Below are 15,910 nucleotides of genomic sequence, written 5' to 3'. Positions count from 1 at the left end.
AACCATACGCCGCAAGGGTTGCGGCCCGTCCATCTCTGCCTTTTGTCAGCCTGTCCAACTGCGGCACACACGTTGCATCTTTCTGTCGACCGTGACGCCCGACACCGCGTCGCGACAAGAAGACATGAGGGGGAAACGGATGCTTCGTATGCGTGTTGGGTCGAAGGCGCTCGCCTTTGGTCTGCTGGCCTCGGCCGCGCTTGCGCCGGGCCTGCTGGCAGGAACCGCGTCGGCTCAGAACGCTCTGCCCAGCTTCGTGCTGCCGCAGACGTTGAGCTTCACCGATTACGACGGCGTGTCGGACGATCTGCTGACCGCTGGTCTGGGCGTCACCGGCCTGTCGTCCGCCGTCGCGCCGACCGTCGCCAACCCGTTGTCCCCCACCGTGGCGGAGCTGCGCCGCCGGGCCATCCACAACGCCTATCGCGGTCTGGTCGACACCTCGACCGGCGGCGGCTGGCGCGTGTTGTACGGACCGAATCTGAACGCGAATTATGTCGACACCGGGACCGAGGGGAAGGTCGCGGGGCGCGAATACATCGCGCTGACCGATGACGGATCAGGGTCGAACTATCAAACGATGATCGTCCAGATCCCGGCCAACGCGAACCAGACCCAGCCCTGCATGGTCACGGGACCGTCATCCGGCTCGCGCAACGTCTATGGCGCCATCGGCACCGCTGGCGAATGGGCGTTCCGCAACGGCTGCGTCGCCGTCTACGCCGACAAGGGCACCGGAAACGCCTTCCACGACGTCACCCGCGATTATCTGTACGACCGCTTCGGCCAATTCCTGCCGCGCGGCTCGGTCGGCGCGGCCACCAACTTCGCCGCGTCCTTCACCACCAGCCAAGGCGCCTTCGCGGCGGCCTACCCGAACCGGCTGGCCTACAAGCAGGCGCATTCCGGCAAGCTGGTCGACGGCAAATGGGGCGACTACACGCTCCAGGCCATCGAGTTCGGCTTCTACGCGATGAACCAATATTTGGCGGCGGGCGCGGCGCGCTTCGCCCCGGCCAACACCACGGTCATTTCCGGCGGCGTGTCGAACGGCGGCGGCGCGGCGGTGATGGCGGCGGAAAAGGACACCAAGAGCTTGGTGGACGGCGTCGTCGCGGTCATCCCCAACGTCATTCCGCCCCAGCGCTCCGGCCTGTCGATCCGCTATGGCGCCAGCACGCTGACCGCGCCCGGCAAGCATTTCATCGATTACTACACGCAGATCGCCATCTACGCGCCCTGCGCCGCGCTAGATTCCTCGCTGACCGGGGCGGTGCTGAACGCCGATCCCAGCGGATCGCCCAGCGGGTCGCGCGCCAACCGTTGCGCCGCCTTGAAGGGCAAGGGGCTGTTGTCCTCCACCACGTTGGCGGCGCAGGCGGCGGAATCGCTGCAAATCATCCACAATTACGGCTATCTGGTCGAAGGCGACTGGGAAATTCCCTTGATGGAAAATCTCAACGCCTACCGTCAGATCATCGACACCTACGTCGCCGAATATGGCCGTTTCCGCGCTGATGACGCGCTGTGCGGCACGACTTTCGCCGCCACCAACGCGGCGGGCGCGCCGATCCAGCTTCCCATCGCCACCGCCGCCCTGCTGTTCGCGGCGGGCAACATCATCCCGCCCGCCGGCGGCATCAGCGTCATCGCCGAAAACGCCGCCAACGGCCCAATCAACGAGGTGATGGCGGTGTCGCGCTCCACCGGGTTGGCCGATCTCAATCTGGACGCGGCGCTGTGCTACCGCAGCCTTGTGACCGGCGACGCGGCCCCGGGAACGAAAATGAGCATGCGCGACAAGGTCAATTCGACCCGCGTCCGTCAGGGCATGCAGGAGGTGGTCGGAACCGCCAATCTGCGCGGCCTGCCGTCGCTCATCATCCAGGCCCGCAACGACGAGGTGATTCACCCCAACCACGCCGGGCGCGCCTATTTCGGCTGGAACAAGATCGTCGAGGGTTCGGCCAGCAAGCTGAGCTACATCGAGGTTCCCAACACCCAGCATTTTGAATCGCTGATCGGCACCTTCGGCCCGGCGGCGGCGCCGATCTATCTGCCGATCCATCATTATTTCGTCCGTGGCCTCGACGCCATGCTGGCCAACCTGCGCACCGGCGCGACCCTGCCGCAAAGCCAGGTGGTCCGCACGGCGTCGCCGCGCACGGCGGCGCTGACGGCGGTCAATTACAAGAGCTTCCTGCCGGACATGGCGACGGCGCCGTCGGCGGCGAACGCCATTTCGGTGTCGAACAACACCGTCGTCATCCCGCAATAACCCGCCGCCCGGAGAAGGCACGATCATGACGAAGACGTTCACAAACACCCTGGCGGGTCTGTTGTTGGTCACGGCGACGGCGCTGCCCGCCGCCGCCCAGACGAACACCCAGACGGCCGCCAAAACCGGCCCCTACGTGAAGCTGGAAACCGGCGCGTCCTTTGGCCGCTCCTTCGATTTCCGCGCCGACGACATGGGCCAGACCATAAGCCGCAAGCTGCCCAGCGCCGCCATCGTCGGCGGCGGGGTCGGCTGGCAGATCACGCCCGCGCTGCGCACCGACCTGACGCTGTCCTACCGTTTCCCCAAGAACTGGAACGGAACCGACAGCGTGCAGAGCCTGACCTACGACGGCAAAGTCTCGTCGCTGCGCGGCTTCGCCAACCTGTATCTGGACGTCGCCGGGCTGACCGACGGGTTGGGCGTGTTCAAACCCTATCTGGGCGCTGGCGTTGGCTTCTCCCGCAACAAGCTGGCGGATTTGACCGTCACCGACACGACGGTCGGGGCGCTGGCGACCAATCCAGCGAATTTTGACCGCTACACGCTGAACGGCTCCACCCGGACGAATTTCGCGTGGCAGGTGATGGCGGGAACCGGAATCGCCGTGACCGACGCCATCACGGTCGATCTCGGCTATCGCTACGTTGACGCGGGCAAGGCCAAGAGCGGCGTCACCCTGACCGGGCTTGGCGTCACCACGACGGTGGACGCCCGCAACGCCAATGTCCGCACCCACGAGCTGACGTTGGGTCTGCGCTACGCCTTCTGATCCGCTTTCCGTATGACGATGAAAAGCCGGTCGCTCCATCCAGGGCGACCGGCTTTTTTTATGGCGGGTCGCGCCAATGTTCCGGCAGGCCGAAAATTTCGGCGAAGCCCCGTTCCCCTTCGGCGGTGACGGCGACGGCCCGGCTGTCGGGATTCCGCGCCAACCAACCCAAGGCCAACGAGCGGTCCAGCAACCCGGCTCCCAAGCGCCCGGCCAGATGATGACGGCGCTCGCTCCAATCCAAACAGGCGCGGCAGAGCGGGCGTTTGCCGAGGCTCCCGCTGGTCAGATCGACGCCGAACTCCCGGAAAAAACGTTCCCCCTCCGGCGTGACGGCGCCAACGCCGTCGGCCAGATGGACATGCTCCCGCGCGCGCAACGCGTCGGCCAGGGCGATGCCCAACCGCCCGGCGAGATGGTCGTAACAGGTGCGGGCGGCGCGCAGCGCCTCATCCTTCGGGCCAACCGGACGGTGTCGTTTCGGCCCGGTTCCGGCAAGCGCCATCAAGGATTCCATCGCCTGGGCGACGTTGGCGGAAGACAGGCGGTAGTAACGGTGGCGTCCCTGTTTTTCGACCGAGAGCAACCCGGCCTCGGCCAGTTTCGCCAGATGGCCGCTCGCCGTCGGCGCGCTGATTCCGCCATGCCACGCCAGTTCCCCAGCGGTCAGCGCCCGCCCGCCCATCAGGGCCGCGAGCATGTTGGCGCGGGTCGGGTCGCCGATCAGGGCGGCGACCGCCGCGATGGCGTTGCCGGAAGCGATGTTGGACATGACCGCCAGCATAGCGCTTTTGCGGGCCAAAATCCCGCCCCCACGCTTCGGCCTGCGCCGAAACGTTGAAGCCGCCCGCCGCACGCCAAGCCGACTATGGTGGCGCTCGTCTGACTTTGACCCGAGGCCGCCGATGACCACCGCATCCCCCAATCTGAAAACCGAACTGGCGCTGTTGCTGCTGCTCGCCACCCTGTGGGGCGCGTCCTACAGCTTCATCAAGCTGGGGGTGGCGACCATTCCGCCGATCACGCTGATCGCCGCACGCACGGTGATCGCCGGAACCCTGCTGCTGCTGGTCATCCGCGCGCGCGGTTTGGCGATGCCGCGCGACGGGGGAAACTGGGGCAGCTTTCTGATTCAAGCCTGTTTGAACAGCGTCGTTCCCTTCACTTTGATCGCCTGGGCGGAGCGCAGCGTGGACGCGGGCATGGCGGCGATCCTCAATTCAACGACGCCGATCTTCGCCTTCCTGCTGACCGTGTGTCTGACCCGGCACGAGGCGGTGACGGCGCGCAAAACAATCGGCGTCGTCGCCGGAATCGCCGGAACCTGCCTCATCATCGGGGTGGAGGCGTTCGGCGGGTTTGGTCAGGAGTTGGGCGCGCAGCTCGCCATCGTCGCGGCGACCGTCTGCTACGCTGGGGCCGCCATTTTCGGCAAGCGTTTCACCGGGCTGGATCCGACCATTCCGGCGGCGGGGTCGCTGCTGTGCGGGGCCGCGATCCTGATTCCGCTCAGCCTGTTGATTGACGCGCCATGGACGCTGACGCCGTCGTCACAGTCGGTCGCCGCGCTGTTGGGATTGTCGGTGTTCTCCACCGCGCTGGCCTTCGCCATTTATTTCCGGTTGGTGCGGACTCTCGGCTCGGTCGGCACGACGGCGCAGGCCTATCTGCGCGTGCCCATCGGGGTCGCCATCGGCGTTGTGTTTCTCGGCGAGAGTCTGACCGCCAGCGCCTGGGCGGGCTTCGCCTGCGTGATCGTCGGCGTCGCCGCCATGACCATTCCGGCCAAACCCCGCCCCGCCCTCGCCTGACCTCTCACCCGCCGGTGGTCTTGCCGTTTTTGGCGGGGGCCGCCGCCGGGGCCTGAAGCGAACGCAAACGCCCCATCAACTCCTCCGTCACCCGGCGGGCGTCGTTGGAATCGCGGATGATGCGCGGGGTGATGAAGACGATCAACTCGGTGCGTTTGCGCGTCCGGTCGTTGTAGGAGAACAATTCCCCCAACACCGGCACGTCGGACAGCAGCGGAACGCCGCTGCGCCCGCCTTGGTCGTCTTCGGAAATCAGGCCGCCCAGCGCCACCGTTTGGCCGTTGCGCACGCTGATGGCGCTTTCGATGCGGCGCTGGGAAATGGTCGGCGTCAGCGTGCCGGTGTCGGCGCTGCGCGACACGGCGCTGACCTCCTGCACCACGTCGATGGAGACGGTCCCGTCGGCGTTGACGCGCGGCGTCACCGACAGGATGACGCCGGTGTCGCGGAACTCGATGGCGTTGACCAGCGGCGCGTTGGCGGTGGTGGTGGACACCACCTGTTGGGTGATGACCGGCACCTTGTCGCCGACCTTCAACAGGGCCTGCTGGTTGTCCTCCACCACCACCTGCGGCGAGGAGACGACCTTCACGTTGGTGATGCTGTCGAGCGCGCTGATGACCACGCGCGGGTCGGTGACGTTGCCCAAAACGGCGTTGAAGCCGGGCAACAGCGACTGCAAACCCGCCGTGCTGCTGTTGTCAAAGCCCAGCGAACTGCCCTTGACGTTGGCGAAGCCGTTGCCCTTCAGGAAATACTGCACGCCATAGCGCAGGGAATCGTTCAGCGTCACCTCGGCGATGGTCGCCTCGATCATCACCTGTTGCGGGACAAGGTCCAGCTTGGCGATGGCCGCCTGGATCAGCCGGTATTCCGCCGGGGTGGCGAAGATGACCAAGGAGTTGCTGGTGGTGTGGGCGACGACGCGCGGCGCGTTGCCGCCGCCGCCGCTCGCGCCGGACTCCAACCCGCCGACGTCGCCCGCCCCAAAGCCTGCGGCGTTGCGGTTGGTCCGCGCGCTCGACAAACCGCCATTTTGCCCGCCGGTCGAACCGGAGGAAGAGGACGCGCCCGCCGCCGTTCCGCCGCTGGTGGACAACGCCCCCGACGTCGCCGCGCCGCTTCCGAATCCCGAGTTCCCCGGCCCGGCGCTGTTGGCGGAATCCACCGACAGCCGCGCGCCCTGGACGTTCGGCGCCAACGGCGACCCGCTGGCGCCGTCACCGCCGCCGCTGCCGAAGAGACGGGACAGCACGCGGGCCAGATCGGCGGCCTTGGCGTGCTGCAAGGGATGGACGTTGATCGTCCGCTCCCCGTCGCCGCCCTGGTCGAGCCGCCGGATCCACACGCCCGCCTGATCCAGCATCGCGGCGCGGCGCGCCACCACCAAAACCGCCTTCATCCGGTCCACCGGCAGAAAGCGGATGGAACTGTCCGCGTTGCCCTTGATGGCGTAGATCATCCCCAGCTCGTCGATCACCTCGGCGGGCGTGGCGCGGGACAGCGGGAAGACGCCGACCGATTGACCGGCCAGGAAATCCTGATCGAAGCCCTGCGCCGCCTCGATCACCGCGCGGCGCTCCTCGCCGGTGCCCGACACGATCAACAGATTGCGGTCCGGGTCGGCCTGGATCATCCCCTGAATGGGGTAAAGCGGCTCCAGAATCGTTTTCAGGCTGCTCGCCTGCCCGTGGCGCGGGGCGTAGATGCTGAAGGCGCTGCCGACCGCCCCCGCCGCGCCGCCAATGTCGGCGTAACGCGCCGGATTCCCCGGCTGGCGCACTTCAGACGCCGGAACGACGTTATAAACGCCGTCATTGACCAGCAAGGCCGCGCCGTTCATCCGCAAGGCGGTTTCAAACACGCTCAAGGCTTCGGCGCGCGCCATCGGGCGACCGGCGGACAGCGTCATCCGCCCCTGCACGCGCGGATCGACGGTGTAGGACAGCCCCAGCAAATCGCCCAAAATCGTCTTGGCGACGGTCGGGATTCCGGCGTCCTCAAAATTCAGCTCAATGGCCCCGCCACCGGCCAGCGGACGCGCTGGCGCGCTGGTTCCGACGCGCGGCTCTTGACCGCGCACGATGATCGGTTGAGCGGGCGCCGGCGCGCTGGCCCCAACACGCCCGTTCGCCGTCAAGGATTGCGGGTCGAGGGGCCGACCGCTGGTGTCCAGCCCCAGCTTGGCCAGCGTTTCCGCCAGAGGCGGTTCGGCCCGATCCCCCTTCGTCCCCTGACAGGCGCCAAGCGCCAACGCCGCCGCAGAGGCCAAAATCCAGCCTGTCCGCAGCCGTCCTCCCCCCAATGTCGTCACCCCAATCCCCCTGAGCGCCGGATGCGGACTTATCGCCGCTTGTCTGGTTGCAGGGCACATTTCCGCGCTCCGCCCCCTCCCGTCCAGTGAATTGTTCGGGTTCCGGCGCGATTGCCGGAAAGCCTTGCCTCTCCATAAAAAAACAGGGCCAAAAGGGGCAAAATAAGGATGGCGGACGGTGGCTTTTGTAACGCACAATCGCGACAATCATCCGGCCAACGCGCCTTGCCAAAGCGGCGCGCGGGATCGGTTCCGGCCAAGAATCCGGATGCGCCAGGGAAACGCCACACCAGGACGACGCCTCACATGACAGGCGACCAAACCACGTACCCCTTGCGGGCCGACCATGCGGGCTGAGTCACCCTCCGACATCCCCATGGCCAACGCCGAACGATCCGGCGACCCGACCGGCGGCGGGTCGGAGCAGGCGCGCGCCCGCGCGTTGGCCGACCACCGCGCCCTGCCCTTCGTCACGCTCGACGAGATGGAGGGGCTGGCCCCCGCCGCCGCCGGGGTGTCGGCGAATTTTCTGCGCCAGGCCCGCGCCTTTCCCTTTTCGGAGATCAATGGCGCCCTGATGGTCGCCATCGCCGACCCCGACAACGTCGAGGCGCTGGAATCGCTGGAAATCGCTTGCGGCCTGCCGGTTTACGCCTGCGTCGCGGCGCCGGGCGACGTCGAGGCGGCGATCGATCGCGCCTGCGGCGGTCTGTCGGCGATGGGCCGCATCGTCGCCGATCTCGATGGCGGCGGCCCGCCGGACGACGACCTCGACCAGTTGAAATCGCTGGCGAGCGAGGCTCCGGTGGTCCGGCTGGTCAATCATCTGATCGGCGAGGCGGCGCGGCTGGGGGCGAGCGACATCCACATCGAACCCTTCGCCGACCAGATCGCCGTGCGCTTTCGCGTCGACGGCGTGATGCGCGATCAAGAGCCGGTGCCCAAACGGCTGGGGCGCGCGATGGTCTCGCGCATCAAGATCCTCGCCAATCTGAACATCGCCGAACGGCGTTTGCCGCAGGATGGCCGCATCGCCCACCGCGTCGATGGCCGGGCGCTGGATCTGCGCATCTCCACCCTGCCGACCATCCATGGCGAAAGCGTGGTGACGCGCCTGCTCGATCCCGGCGCCGGGGTGCGCAGCCTGTCGTCGCTGGGCTTCGACGCCGACCAGGAGGCCATGCTGCACCGGCTGGTCCAGGCCCCCAACGGCATGGTGCTGGTGACGGGGCCGACCGGCAGCGGCAAATCCACCACGCTCTACGCCGCGCTCGGCCTGATCGACGCCAAGCAGCGCAAGGTTCTGACCGTCGAGGATCCGGTCGAATACCACATGGCGCGGGTCAATCAGGTGCAGGTGAAGCCCGCCATCGGCCTGACCTTCGCCACCGTGCTGCGCGCGCTGGTCCGCCAGGATCCCGACGTCATCATGGTGGGCGAAACCCGCGACCCGGAAACCGCCGACATCGCCGTTCACGCCGCGCTGACCGGCCATCTGGTGCTGTCCACCTTGCACACCAATTCGGCGGCGGGGGCGTTGACGCGCCTGATCGACATGGGGGTGGAGCCGTTCCTCCTCACCTCCTCGGTGCGCGCGGTGATCGCCCAGCGGCTGGTTCGCGTGCTGTGCCGCGCCTGCCGCCACGCCGAACCCGCCGATCCGGAAACCCGGCGCTTGCTGACCGACGCCGGTCTGATCGCGCCGGGGGCGAGCGTTTCCGTTCATCGCCCCGCCGGTTGCCCGGATTGCGGCGGCACCGGCTACGCCGGGCGCGTCGGCATTTACGAAGTGATGACGATGAACGAGCCGCTGCGCGCGCTGACCTTGCAACGGGCCGGGGCCGACGCCATCCAGGCGGCGGCGATGGCGGGCGGCATGGCCACCCTGTTCCGCGACGGGTTGGTGAAGGTGTTGCGCGGCGTCACCACGCTGGAGGAAGTCCAGCGCGTGTGCGACGTCTGGTAAGGGGAACCGCCGGTGCCGCATTTCACCTACAGCGCCCTGACCCCGGCGGGCGAGCTGCGCGAAGGCCGGATGGAGGCGCGCGACGCCCGCGCCGTGCTGCGCCATCTGGAAACGCAAGGGCTGTTGCCGGTGGAGGCCAAGCCGGTGATCGCCAGCGGCTCCCGCTTCCGCCTGTCGCCCGGCGCGGGGGCGGAGGCGCGCGATCTGGCCGTGGCCATGCGCGAAATGGTGCTGTTGATCGGCGCCGGGCAAACGGTGGAGCAGGCACTGCGCCTGTTGGCGATGGAGGCCGGGCCGCCCCGCCTGCGCCCGCGTCTGGAGCAGGTGTTGGAACGGCTGCGCGGCGGCGGCAGTCTGGCCGAGGCGATGACGGCGGCGGGCGGTTTTCCGCCGCTGGTGCTGGCCATGGTCAAGGCGGGCGAGGCGGGCGGCACGCTGGACGTGACTCTGGCCAATCTCGCCGACCTGTTGGAACGGGCGCTGAAGCTGCGCGAACAGATTCAGTCGGCGCTGATGTACCCGATGGTTCTTCTGATCGCGGCGGTCGGCTCCCTGCTGCTGCTGTTGACCCAAGTTGTGCCGCAATTCGCGCCGATGTTGAAACAGGGGGGCAAGGCCCTGCCCGCCTCGACCAGCCTGGTGCTGGCCGCGTCGGACGCTCTGCTCGCCCATGGGACGGCGCTGATGATCGGCGCGTTGGTTTTGGTGGTCGCCGCGCCGTTGATCCTGCGCCGCCTGCCGCCCGGTTGGTGGGAGGGGGCCGTTCTGAAAACGCCGGGGATTGGCGAGTTGGTCGCCATGGCGGCCACCGCGCGGCTGTGCCGGACGCTCGGCACCCTGCTGAAAGGCGGCGTGCCGCTGCCGACGGCGCTGGGTTTGGCGTCGGAGGTGGCGGGTTTGCGCAGCCTGTCGCGCGCCACGCTGGCCATGCGGGCCGGGGCGGCGGAGGGGCGCGGGCTGGCCGCGTCGCTGCCGCCGGATTCGCCGATGCCGCCGCTGGCGGTGCAGCTTCTAAAGGTAGGCGAGGAAAGCGGACGGATCGAGGAGATCCTGAGCCACCTCGCCGGGCTGTTCGACGCCAAGGTCGAGCTGGCCCTGAAACGCGTGCTGGCGGTGTTCGAGCCGGCCTGCATCCTGCTGCTGGCCATTCTGGTCGGCGGCATCGTCGTGTCCATCCTTTCTGCGGTGATGTCGATCAATGAACTCGCTTTCTAAGAAAAAGCCCTCGCGCGAGGCCGGTTTCACGCTGATCGAGCTGCTGGTCGTCCTGGTCATCCTGGGGCTGCTGGCCGGTCTGGTCGGGCCGCAGGTGTTGAGCTATGTCGGCGGGTCGAAGACCAAGTCGGCCAAGCTGCAAATCGAACAGCTCAGCGCCGCGCTGGACCTGTACCGGCTCGACGTGGGCCGCTACCCGACCTCGGCGCAGGGGTTGAAGGCGCTGGTCGAATCCCCGGCGGGAACCAACGGCTGGCACGGCCCCTATCTGGCCAAGGGCGGGACGGTTCCCGCCGACCCGTGGAACAACCCCTTCACCTACCGTGCGCCGGGCCAGGGCCGTCCCTACGACCTCATCAGCCTGGGCCGCGATGGCCGCGAGGGCGGCACGGGCGAGGATGAAGACGTCCGCAACTGACGCGACAGACGCACGGCGGGCCGCAAGGTCGCGAGGTCAGGGCGGTTTCACCCTGATCGAGCTGTTGGTGACGCTGACGCTGGCCGGGCTGCTGCTGTCCATCGTTCCGGCGATGTCGAGCCATGGCGGCGACAAGGCGCGCTTGAGCGCGGCGGCGCGCAGCGTCGCCGCCGCGTTGGCGCTCGCCCGCAGCGACGCCGTCATGCGCAACGCCGAATCCGCTTTCGTGCTGGATCTCGATCAACGGCGCTTCGGCTTGGCCGGGCAGGCGTTGGACGGCGCGCTGGACGCGGGGCTGAGCGTCGCCATGACGGCCAGCGGCGCGGCGTCGGCCTCGCGCGGGTTGATCCGCTTTTACCCGAACGGCGGGTCGGACGGCGGCGACATCACCCTGCGCAACCCGGCGGGCGGCGTCACCTTGCGCGTCGATTGGCTGTCCGGCGCGGTCACGGCCACACGTATGGCGCTTCCCGCATGACCCGCTCCTCCGATGGCTTCAGCCTGATTGAGGTTCTCGCCGCGCTGGTGGTGTTGGCGCTGGTGTTGGGCGGCGCGTGGCGGGTCATCGACGTCAGCCTGAACGCCGCGCGCGTCGCCGCCCAGCGCGCCCGCGCGGTGGCCTTGGCGGAAGCGACCTTGGCCGAGGCGATGGCGCGCGAACCGGCGCGGCCCGGCGACTGGACCGGCGAGGGGATGGACGGGATGCGCTGGAGCCTCGCCGTGCGCCCGCAGACCGGCGGCGCGCTGCCCTTTGTTCCGCCGCGCGGGGTCGCCGCCTACGCCGTCACCGTCACGGTGCGCTGGGACGGCGCCCGCAGCCTCACCCTGTCCAGCCTGAAGCTGGGGAAACCGGCATGACGCGGGCCAACGCGCCAACCAACCACCCGCAAGCGGGCTTCACCCTGATTGAGCTGCTCGTCGCCATGACGTTGCTGGGGCTGGTTCTAGGCGCGGCGGCGGGCGGCGTGCAACTGGCCGGACGGGCGCATGAGCGGGGAACGGCGATGCTCGCCGAAACCGCCGCCTTCGCGGTGACTGAGGATCTGTTGCGCCGCCAGATTGGGCGCGGTTTTCCCCTGGCGGTCGGGCTGGCGCGCGAGGCGACCTATGTCTTCACCGGCGAAACCGCTCAACTGGCCACCCCGGTCTTCGGCGATCCGGCGCGCGAGGGGGCCGGGCTGCATCTGGCCGTCTTCCGCGTTGAAGACTCGCCATCGGGCGCGCGGCTGGTCTACCGCGAGCATCGGCTGTTGACCCGCCCCGGAATTCAGGCGCTGGAGCCGCCCTTGCGCGCCGCCACCCTTTTGGATGGGCCGTACCGGCTGGCCTTGGGCTATCATGACGGCGCCCGCTGGCTCGACCGCTGGAGCGCCAAACAGGATTTGCCCCATCTGGTCCGCCTGAGCCTGCGCGGCCTGGACGGCAAAACCCTGTGGCCCGACATCGTCATCCGCCCGCACAGCGACGGCGACCGGGGCTGTCTCAGCGCCGCGCCGCTTCTGTGCCGCGACGCGCCGATTCCGCCATGACCCAACCCGCCACAACGCGAGCCGCCCGCCAATCCGGCTTCGCCCTTGTTTTGGTGCTGGGCGTCGTCGCCGTCGCCGCGACGCTGGCGACCGGGCTGGCCACCACGGCGCGTTACGAGGTCCGCCGCATCGCCAACGTCGGCGCGGCGGCGGAGGCGCGCGCGATGCTGGACGCCGGGGTGGCGCTGGGCGTGCTGGGGGCGACCGACCCGGAGCGCAGCCGCCGCGTCCCGACCGACGGCACGCCGCGCGTCATCCCCTTCGCCGCCGGGCGCGTCGAGATCCGCGTGTTTGAGGAGGCCGGGCGCGTCGATCTGAACCGCGCTCCCGCCGCCCTGCTCGCCGCGCTGTTCGGCGTGGCGGGCGTCGCCAACCCGATGGAGCTGGCGCAAGCGGTCGTGCAATGGCGCGGCGACGATGACGGCGGCGCCAGCAGCCCCGACGGCCTGCCGCGCCGTTCCTTCCTGTCGGTGGACGAGCTGTCCAGCGTTCCCGGCGCGCCGCCCGATCTGGCCCGGCGGTTGGGGGAGGCGCTGACGGTGGACGGCTCCATCCTTGGGCTGGTTCCGTCCGCCGCCGGGCCGCTGGTTGGCGCCGCCCTGCCCGAACGCCGCCCCGCGCAAAACAACGTCCTTGAGATGCCCGAACCCACCATCCCGTCGGTTGGCCGCGTCGTATCGGTGCGGACGCGCGCCACCGGCCCGTCCGGCGGCGTCGCCACAGCCGAGGCCACCGTCTTGCTTCTGGACCCGCCCGACCCGGTTCCGTACCGTGTGCTGGAGTGGCGCGAGCCAGTCCCCTTTGCCGTTGGAACCGCGCCATGACCGCACCGTCGCTGAGCGTCGCCGCCCATCAGCCCGTCTTCCGCCCGCTGGCCGCGTGGCTGACGGCGGAACTCGTCACCTGGATTCCGGCGGCGTGGCGGCGCGACGGCGACCCCGCTTTGTTGGCGGTGCGCGAGGATGGCCGCATCCGGCTGCTGCGCCGCGACGGCGCGCCGCTGGACCGCGCGCCCCGGCGGGGCAGCCGCGTGGTGGTGCGTCCGGGCGTGAAGGCGCTGCACCGCCGCTTCGCCTTGCCCGTCGCCGCCGCTGGGCATCTGCGCCCGATCATCGCCAACCAGATCGACCACCGCACCCCCTGGCCCGCCGATCAAGTCTGGTTCGGAGCCGCCATTCTTGGCCACAATGAGGATGAGCGGCTGATTGACGTCCGCATGACCGTGACGCCGCGCGCCAGCGTCGAGGCCCCGCTGGACGCCGTGCGGGCGCTGAATCTGCGGCCCACCGCGTTGGAGGTCGAGGATGGCGAGGGCGGCTGGATCGCCCTGCCGCTTGACGAGGACGACGCGCCGTCCGCCGCCCGGCGGGCGCGGCGCTGGCTGCCCGCCCTGATTCCGCTGGCTCTGCTGGCCGGTCTGTTCGCCCCGCCCCTGCTGGAGCGGGCGGCGCTGACCGCCGCGCTGGAGGAGTCGGGCCGCGCGTCCGCCGAGGTCCGTCGCCTCGCCACCGCGCTGGAGGACAGCAAGGCCGCCTCCGCCTACGCCGAACGCCGCAAGACCGACACGCCGAGCGCCGCCGTGGTGTTGGAGGTGTTGAGCCGACTGCTGCCCGACGACGTGTGGCTGAACGAGTTTCACCTCGACGCCGGAACCGTGCTGCTGATGGGACAGGCGGCGGACGCGAACCGGCTGCCCGCCCTGCTGTCCGCCTCCTCCCATTTCGCCGACGTGCAGTTTCGCTCCGCCGTGGTGCGCGAAGCGGCGGGGGGCGACCGCTTTCAACTGTCCGCCCGCGTGGTGCCCCATGCCGCTCCCTAAATGGTCCCTTCCGCAGCCGGGAACCCCGGCCTCCCGCCTTGCCGCTGGAACGCTGGTGGCGCTGGTGGCCGCCGTCCTGCTCGTGCCGCTGTTGGGTTTGCGCGCCGATCTGGTCGAGGACATCGAGCGGGCCGAGCGGCAGTTGGAGCACCAGCAACGCCTGCTCGAACGCCGTCCGGCGCTGGAGCAGCAGCGCGACGCGCTGAAGGCCGCCGGATCGCCCGATTTCCTGCAAGGCGCCACCCCGGCGCTGGCGGGGGCGGATCTGCAATCCAAGATGACCGATCTGGCCACCGCGCGCGGCGCGCGGGTGCAAAGCACGCAGGTGATGGAGGAGCGGGAGGATGACAACGGCTTCCGCCGCATCGCCGTCCAGGTCCGCGTCGCCGCCGACCCGCGCGCGCTGCGCGACCTGCTGCACGCGGTGGAAAACGGGCGGCCCCGCTTGCTGGTCGATGGCTTGGCCGTGCGGTCGCTGGCCTTTGGGACCGATCAGATGGACGTGACCTTCACGGTCATCGGTTTTCTGGAAAGCGCGTCATGACCCGCTTGTTCGCTTGTCTGACCATGTCGCTGGTCGCGCTGGCCGCCGCTTGGCCCGCCGAAGGGTTCGAGTTGCCGCCGCGCGAGAGTTTCGACGCGACGGTGCAACGCCCCCTGTTCTTCCCCAGCCGCCGGGCCGGACCGCCGCCGGACTCCGCCCCGACCGAGGCCACGCCCCCCGCCTCCGCCCCAATGGACGGCGCGCGGTTGATCGGCGTGGCGGTGGACCGCCAAGGCCGCGCCGTCGCCGTGCTGCGCGCCGGGGCCGGAACTGAGCGACGGGTGGTCGTTGGCGACACGATCCAAGGCTGGGTGATCGAGGCGATTGGCCGCAGCGGTCTGGGGCTGACTCTGGCCGGTCAACGCGTCAGCGTTCCCGTTCTGGGACTGCTGCCCAAGACGCCGGAATAGGGGGACGGCGCGGCGGATGGAATCGCGCCCCCGCCGAACAGCGGTGTGGTTGCTCTTCGCGTCCTGCTAGGGAAAACACGGGGTTGGCAAAAATTTCAGAGTGCCACACACTACCAAAAGTAATTAAAATGCTTATTTAGGGTCTTCGACCGTCACGACCGGGGAAACACAGCAGACGATGCCGCCCGACCCACTGCGCACGGCACGACCCTTTCACAGCCCGTTGAAGCGCATCCTGGAGCGGCAGGATGTGGCCGCCAACCGCTATCATGACCGGCGTTTGGATGCGGAGGTGGTCAACATCGTGGTCGGCGGTTGCGTGGTCAGCGACAGCTCGGACGTCATCATCACCACCACGCTGGGATCCTGCGTCGCCGCTTGCGTTTACGACCCGGTCGCCGCCATTGGCGGGATGAATCACTTTCTGCTGCCCGACGCCGGGCTGGACACGGCCTCGCTGTCCTCGCGCTATGGCAGCGCGGCGATGGAGCAGCTCATCAACCGGCTGCTGACCGTCACCGGACGGCGCGACCGGCTGCGCGCCAAGGTGTTTGGCGGGGCCAACGTCAACGTCGCCACCCTGCGCACCGCCAACATCGGCCAGCGCAACGTTGAATTCGTCATGGAGTATCTCGCCACCGAAGGCATTCCGACGGTAAGCTGGGACGTCGGCGGGACCAGCCCGCGCGCGATCCGTTTCTTCCCAACCTCTGGACGGACCCAACGGCGTTTGATTGGCGACGAGACGCTTCGCGACATCGCCCGCAGCGAATCCTCCTTCATCGAACGGTTGCGCACCACCCAGATTGAGGGCGACGTCGAACTGTTCTGACC

At 68.9% G+C, this 15,910-nt stretch carries 16 protein-coding genes; 14 read left to right on the top strand and 2 right to left on the bottom strand.

The features are described 5' to 3' along the window. Positions 1–139 precede the first annotated feature (139 nt). Entirely contained in the window at positions 140–2,278 is a 2,139-nt protein-coding gene (locus D3877_RS21805) for a 3-hydroxybutyrate oligomer hydrolase family protein (RefSeq protein WP_158599967.1), read from the top strand. 25 nt (positions 2,279–2,303) lie between these two features. Continuing rightward, complete coding sequence (locus D3877_RS21800) at positions 2,304–3,050, top strand: outer membrane protein (protein ID WP_119832873.1); 747 nt, start codon at positions 2,304–2,306, stop codon at positions 3,048–3,050. Between the two features lie 58 nt (positions 3,051–3,108). Here D3877_RS21800 and D3877_RS21795 read toward each other — a convergent pair whose 3' ends face one another. Continuing rightward, on the bottom strand, positions 3,109–3,822 hold the full coding sequence (locus D3877_RS21795) for an ArsR/SmtB family transcription factor (protein WP_119833151.1): 714 nt from the start codon (positions 3,820–3,822) through the stop codon (positions 3,109–3,111). 133 nt (positions 3,823–3,955) lie between these two features. On the opposite strand from D3877_RS21795, the gene D3877_RS21790 reads away from it, so the two are divergent. Further along, positions 3,956–4,861, top strand: coding sequence for a DMT family transporter (locus D3877_RS21790; protein WP_119832872.1), 906 nt, complete (start codon positions 3,956–3,958; stop codon positions 4,859–4,861). Positions 4,862–4,865: 4 nt separating this feature from the next. Here D3877_RS21790 and gspD read toward each other — a convergent pair whose 3' ends face one another. Then, positions 4,866–7,175 carry a type II secretion system secretin GspD gene (gene gspD, locus D3877_RS21785; RefSeq protein ID WP_158599966.1) on the bottom strand — a complete coding sequence of 770 codons (2,310 nt, stop codon included), beginning with the start codon at positions 7,173–7,175 and terminating at the stop codon, positions 4,866–4,868. 376 nt (positions 7,176–7,551) lie between these two features. Here gspD and D3877_RS21780 point away from each other — a divergent pair, with 376 nt between their 5' ends. The 11 genes from D3877_RS21780 (at position 7,552) to D3877_RS21730 (ending at position 15,908) form a co-directional block, all read left to right on the top strand. Next, a complete protein-coding gene (locus D3877_RS21780; RefSeq protein WP_158599965.1) occupies positions 7,552–9,141 on the top strand; it encodes a GspE/PulE family protein in 1,590 nt (529 codons plus the stop codon). Positions 9,142–9,153: 12 nt separating this feature from the next. Next, positions 9,154–10,356 (top strand): type II secretion system F family protein, encoded by a 1,203-nt coding sequence (locus D3877_RS21775; RefSeq protein WP_119832869.1) that lies wholly within the window; start codon positions 9,154–9,156, stop codon positions 10,354–10,356. After that, a complete protein-coding gene (gene gspG / locus D3877_RS21770) occupies positions 10,340–10,774 on the top strand; it encodes a type II secretion system major pseudopilin GspG (RefSeq protein WP_119832868.1) in 435 nt (144 codons plus the stop codon). The genes D3877_RS21775 and gspG overlap by 17 nt, the downstream gene beginning before the upstream one ends. Next, positions 10,728–11,252 (top strand): GspH/FimT family pseudopilin, encoded by a 525-nt coding sequence (locus D3877_RS21765; RefSeq protein WP_119832867.1) that lies wholly within the window; start codon positions 10,728–10,730, stop codon positions 11,250–11,252. Before gspG ends, D3877_RS21765 begins: the two co-directional genes overlap by 47 nt. Then, the gene (locus D3877_RS21760) at positions 11,249–11,632 is read left to right on the top strand and encodes a prepilin-type N-terminal cleavage/methylation domain-containing protein (protein ID WP_119832866.1); all 384 of its coding nucleotides are present in this window, start codon (positions 11,249–11,251) and stop codon (positions 11,630–11,632) included. Before D3877_RS21765 ends, D3877_RS21760 begins: the two co-directional genes overlap by 4 nt. Further along, positions 11,629–12,303: a prepilin-type N-terminal cleavage/methylation domain-containing protein gene (locus tag D3877_RS21755; protein ID WP_119832865.1), complete on the top strand. Its 675-nt coding sequence runs from the start codon at positions 11,629–11,631 to the stop codon at positions 12,301–12,303. The genes D3877_RS21760 and D3877_RS21755 overlap by 4 nt, the downstream gene beginning before the upstream one ends. After that, the gene (locus tag D3877_RS21750) at positions 12,300–13,127 is read left to right on the top strand and encodes a type II secretion system protein GspK (RefSeq protein WP_147395252.1); all 828 of its coding nucleotides are present in this window, start codon (positions 12,300–12,302) and stop codon (positions 13,125–13,127) included. The genes D3877_RS21755 and D3877_RS21750 overlap by 4 nt, the downstream gene beginning before the upstream one ends. After that, positions 13,124–14,122 (top strand): PilN domain-containing protein, encoded by a 999-nt coding sequence (locus D3877_RS21745; RefSeq protein ID WP_119832863.1) that lies wholly within the window; start codon positions 13,124–13,126, stop codon positions 14,120–14,122. The genes D3877_RS21750 and D3877_RS21745 overlap by 4 nt, the downstream gene beginning before the upstream one ends. Beyond that, a complete protein-coding gene (gene gspM / locus D3877_RS21740; protein WP_119832862.1) occupies positions 14,109–14,666 on the top strand; it encodes a type II secretion system protein GspM in 558 nt (185 codons plus the stop codon). Before D3877_RS21745 ends, gspM begins: the two co-directional genes overlap by 14 nt. Further along, a complete protein-coding gene (locus D3877_RS21735; RefSeq protein WP_119832861.1) occupies positions 14,663–15,076 on the top strand; it encodes a hypothetical protein in 414 nt (137 codons plus the stop codon). Before gspM ends, D3877_RS21735 begins: the two co-directional genes overlap by 4 nt. 178 nt (positions 15,077–15,254) lie before the next feature. Then, positions 15,255–15,908 carry a chemotaxis protein gene (locus D3877_RS21730; RefSeq protein ID WP_119832860.1) on the top strand — a complete coding sequence of 218 codons (654 nt, stop codon included), beginning with the start codon at positions 15,255–15,257 and terminating at the stop codon, positions 15,906–15,908. The last annotated feature ends 2 nt before the right edge of the window (positions 15,909–15,910 follow it).

It is taken from the genome of Azospirillum cavernae (assembly GCF_003590795.1).
Taxonomy (GTDB): domain Bacteria; phylum Pseudomonadota; class Alphaproteobacteria; order Azospirillales; family Azospirillaceae; genus Azospirillum; species Azospirillum cavernae.
This window is presented reverse-complemented; position numbering and strand designations above follow the sequence as displayed.

Coding starts and splice junctions, on each gene's coding strand:
- D3877_RS21805 (WP_158599967.1), top strand. CDS start 140: ATGCTTCGTATGCGTGTTGGGTCGAAGGCGCTCGCCTTTGGTCTGCTG.
- gspM (WP_119832862.1), top strand. CDS start 14,109: ATGCCGCTCCCTAAATGGTCCCTTCCGCAGCCGGGAACCCCGGCCTCC.
- D3877_RS21795 (WP_119833151.1), bottom strand. CDS start 3,822: ATGTCCAACATCGCTTCCGGCAACGCCATCGCGGCGGTCGCCGCCCTG.
- D3877_RS21745 (WP_119832863.1), top strand. CDS start 13,124: ATGACCGCACCGTCGCTGAGCGTCGCCGCCCATCAGCCCGTCTTCCGC.
- D3877_RS21790 (WP_119832872.1), top strand. CDS start 3,956: ATGACCACCGCATCCCCCAATCTGAAAACCGAACTGGCGCTGTTGCTG.
- D3877_RS21735 (WP_119832861.1), top strand. CDS start 14,663: ATGACCCGCTTGTTCGCTTGTCTGACCATGTCGCTGGTCGCGCTGGCC.
- D3877_RS21755 (WP_119832865.1), top strand. CDS start 11,629: ATGACGCGGGCCAACGCGCCAACCAACCACCCGCAAGCGGGCTTCACC.
- D3877_RS21800 (WP_119832873.1), top strand. CDS start 2,304: ATGACGAAGACGTTCACAAACACCCTGGCGGGTCTGTTGTTGGTCACG.
- D3877_RS21750 (WP_147395252.1), top strand. CDS start 12,300: ATGACCCAACCCGCCACAACGCGAGCCGCCCGCCAATCCGGCTTCGCC.
- gspG (WP_119832868.1), top strand. CDS start 10,340: ATGAACTCGCTTTCTAAGAAAAAGCCCTCGCGCGAGGCCGGTTTCACG.
- D3877_RS21780 (WP_158599965.1), top strand. CDS start 7,552: ATGGCCAACGCCGAACGATCCGGCGACCCGACCGGCGGCGGGTCGGAG.
- D3877_RS21765 (WP_119832867.1), top strand. CDS start 10,728: ATGGCCGCGAGGGCGGCACGGGCGAGGATGAAGACGTCCGCAACTGAC.
- D3877_RS21730 (WP_119832860.1), top strand. CDS start 15,255: ATGCCGCCCGACCCACTGCGCACGGCACGACCCTTTCACAGCCCGTTG.
- D3877_RS21760 (WP_119832866.1), top strand. CDS start 11,249: ATGACCCGCTCCTCCGATGGCTTCAGCCTGATTGAGGTTCTCGCCGCG.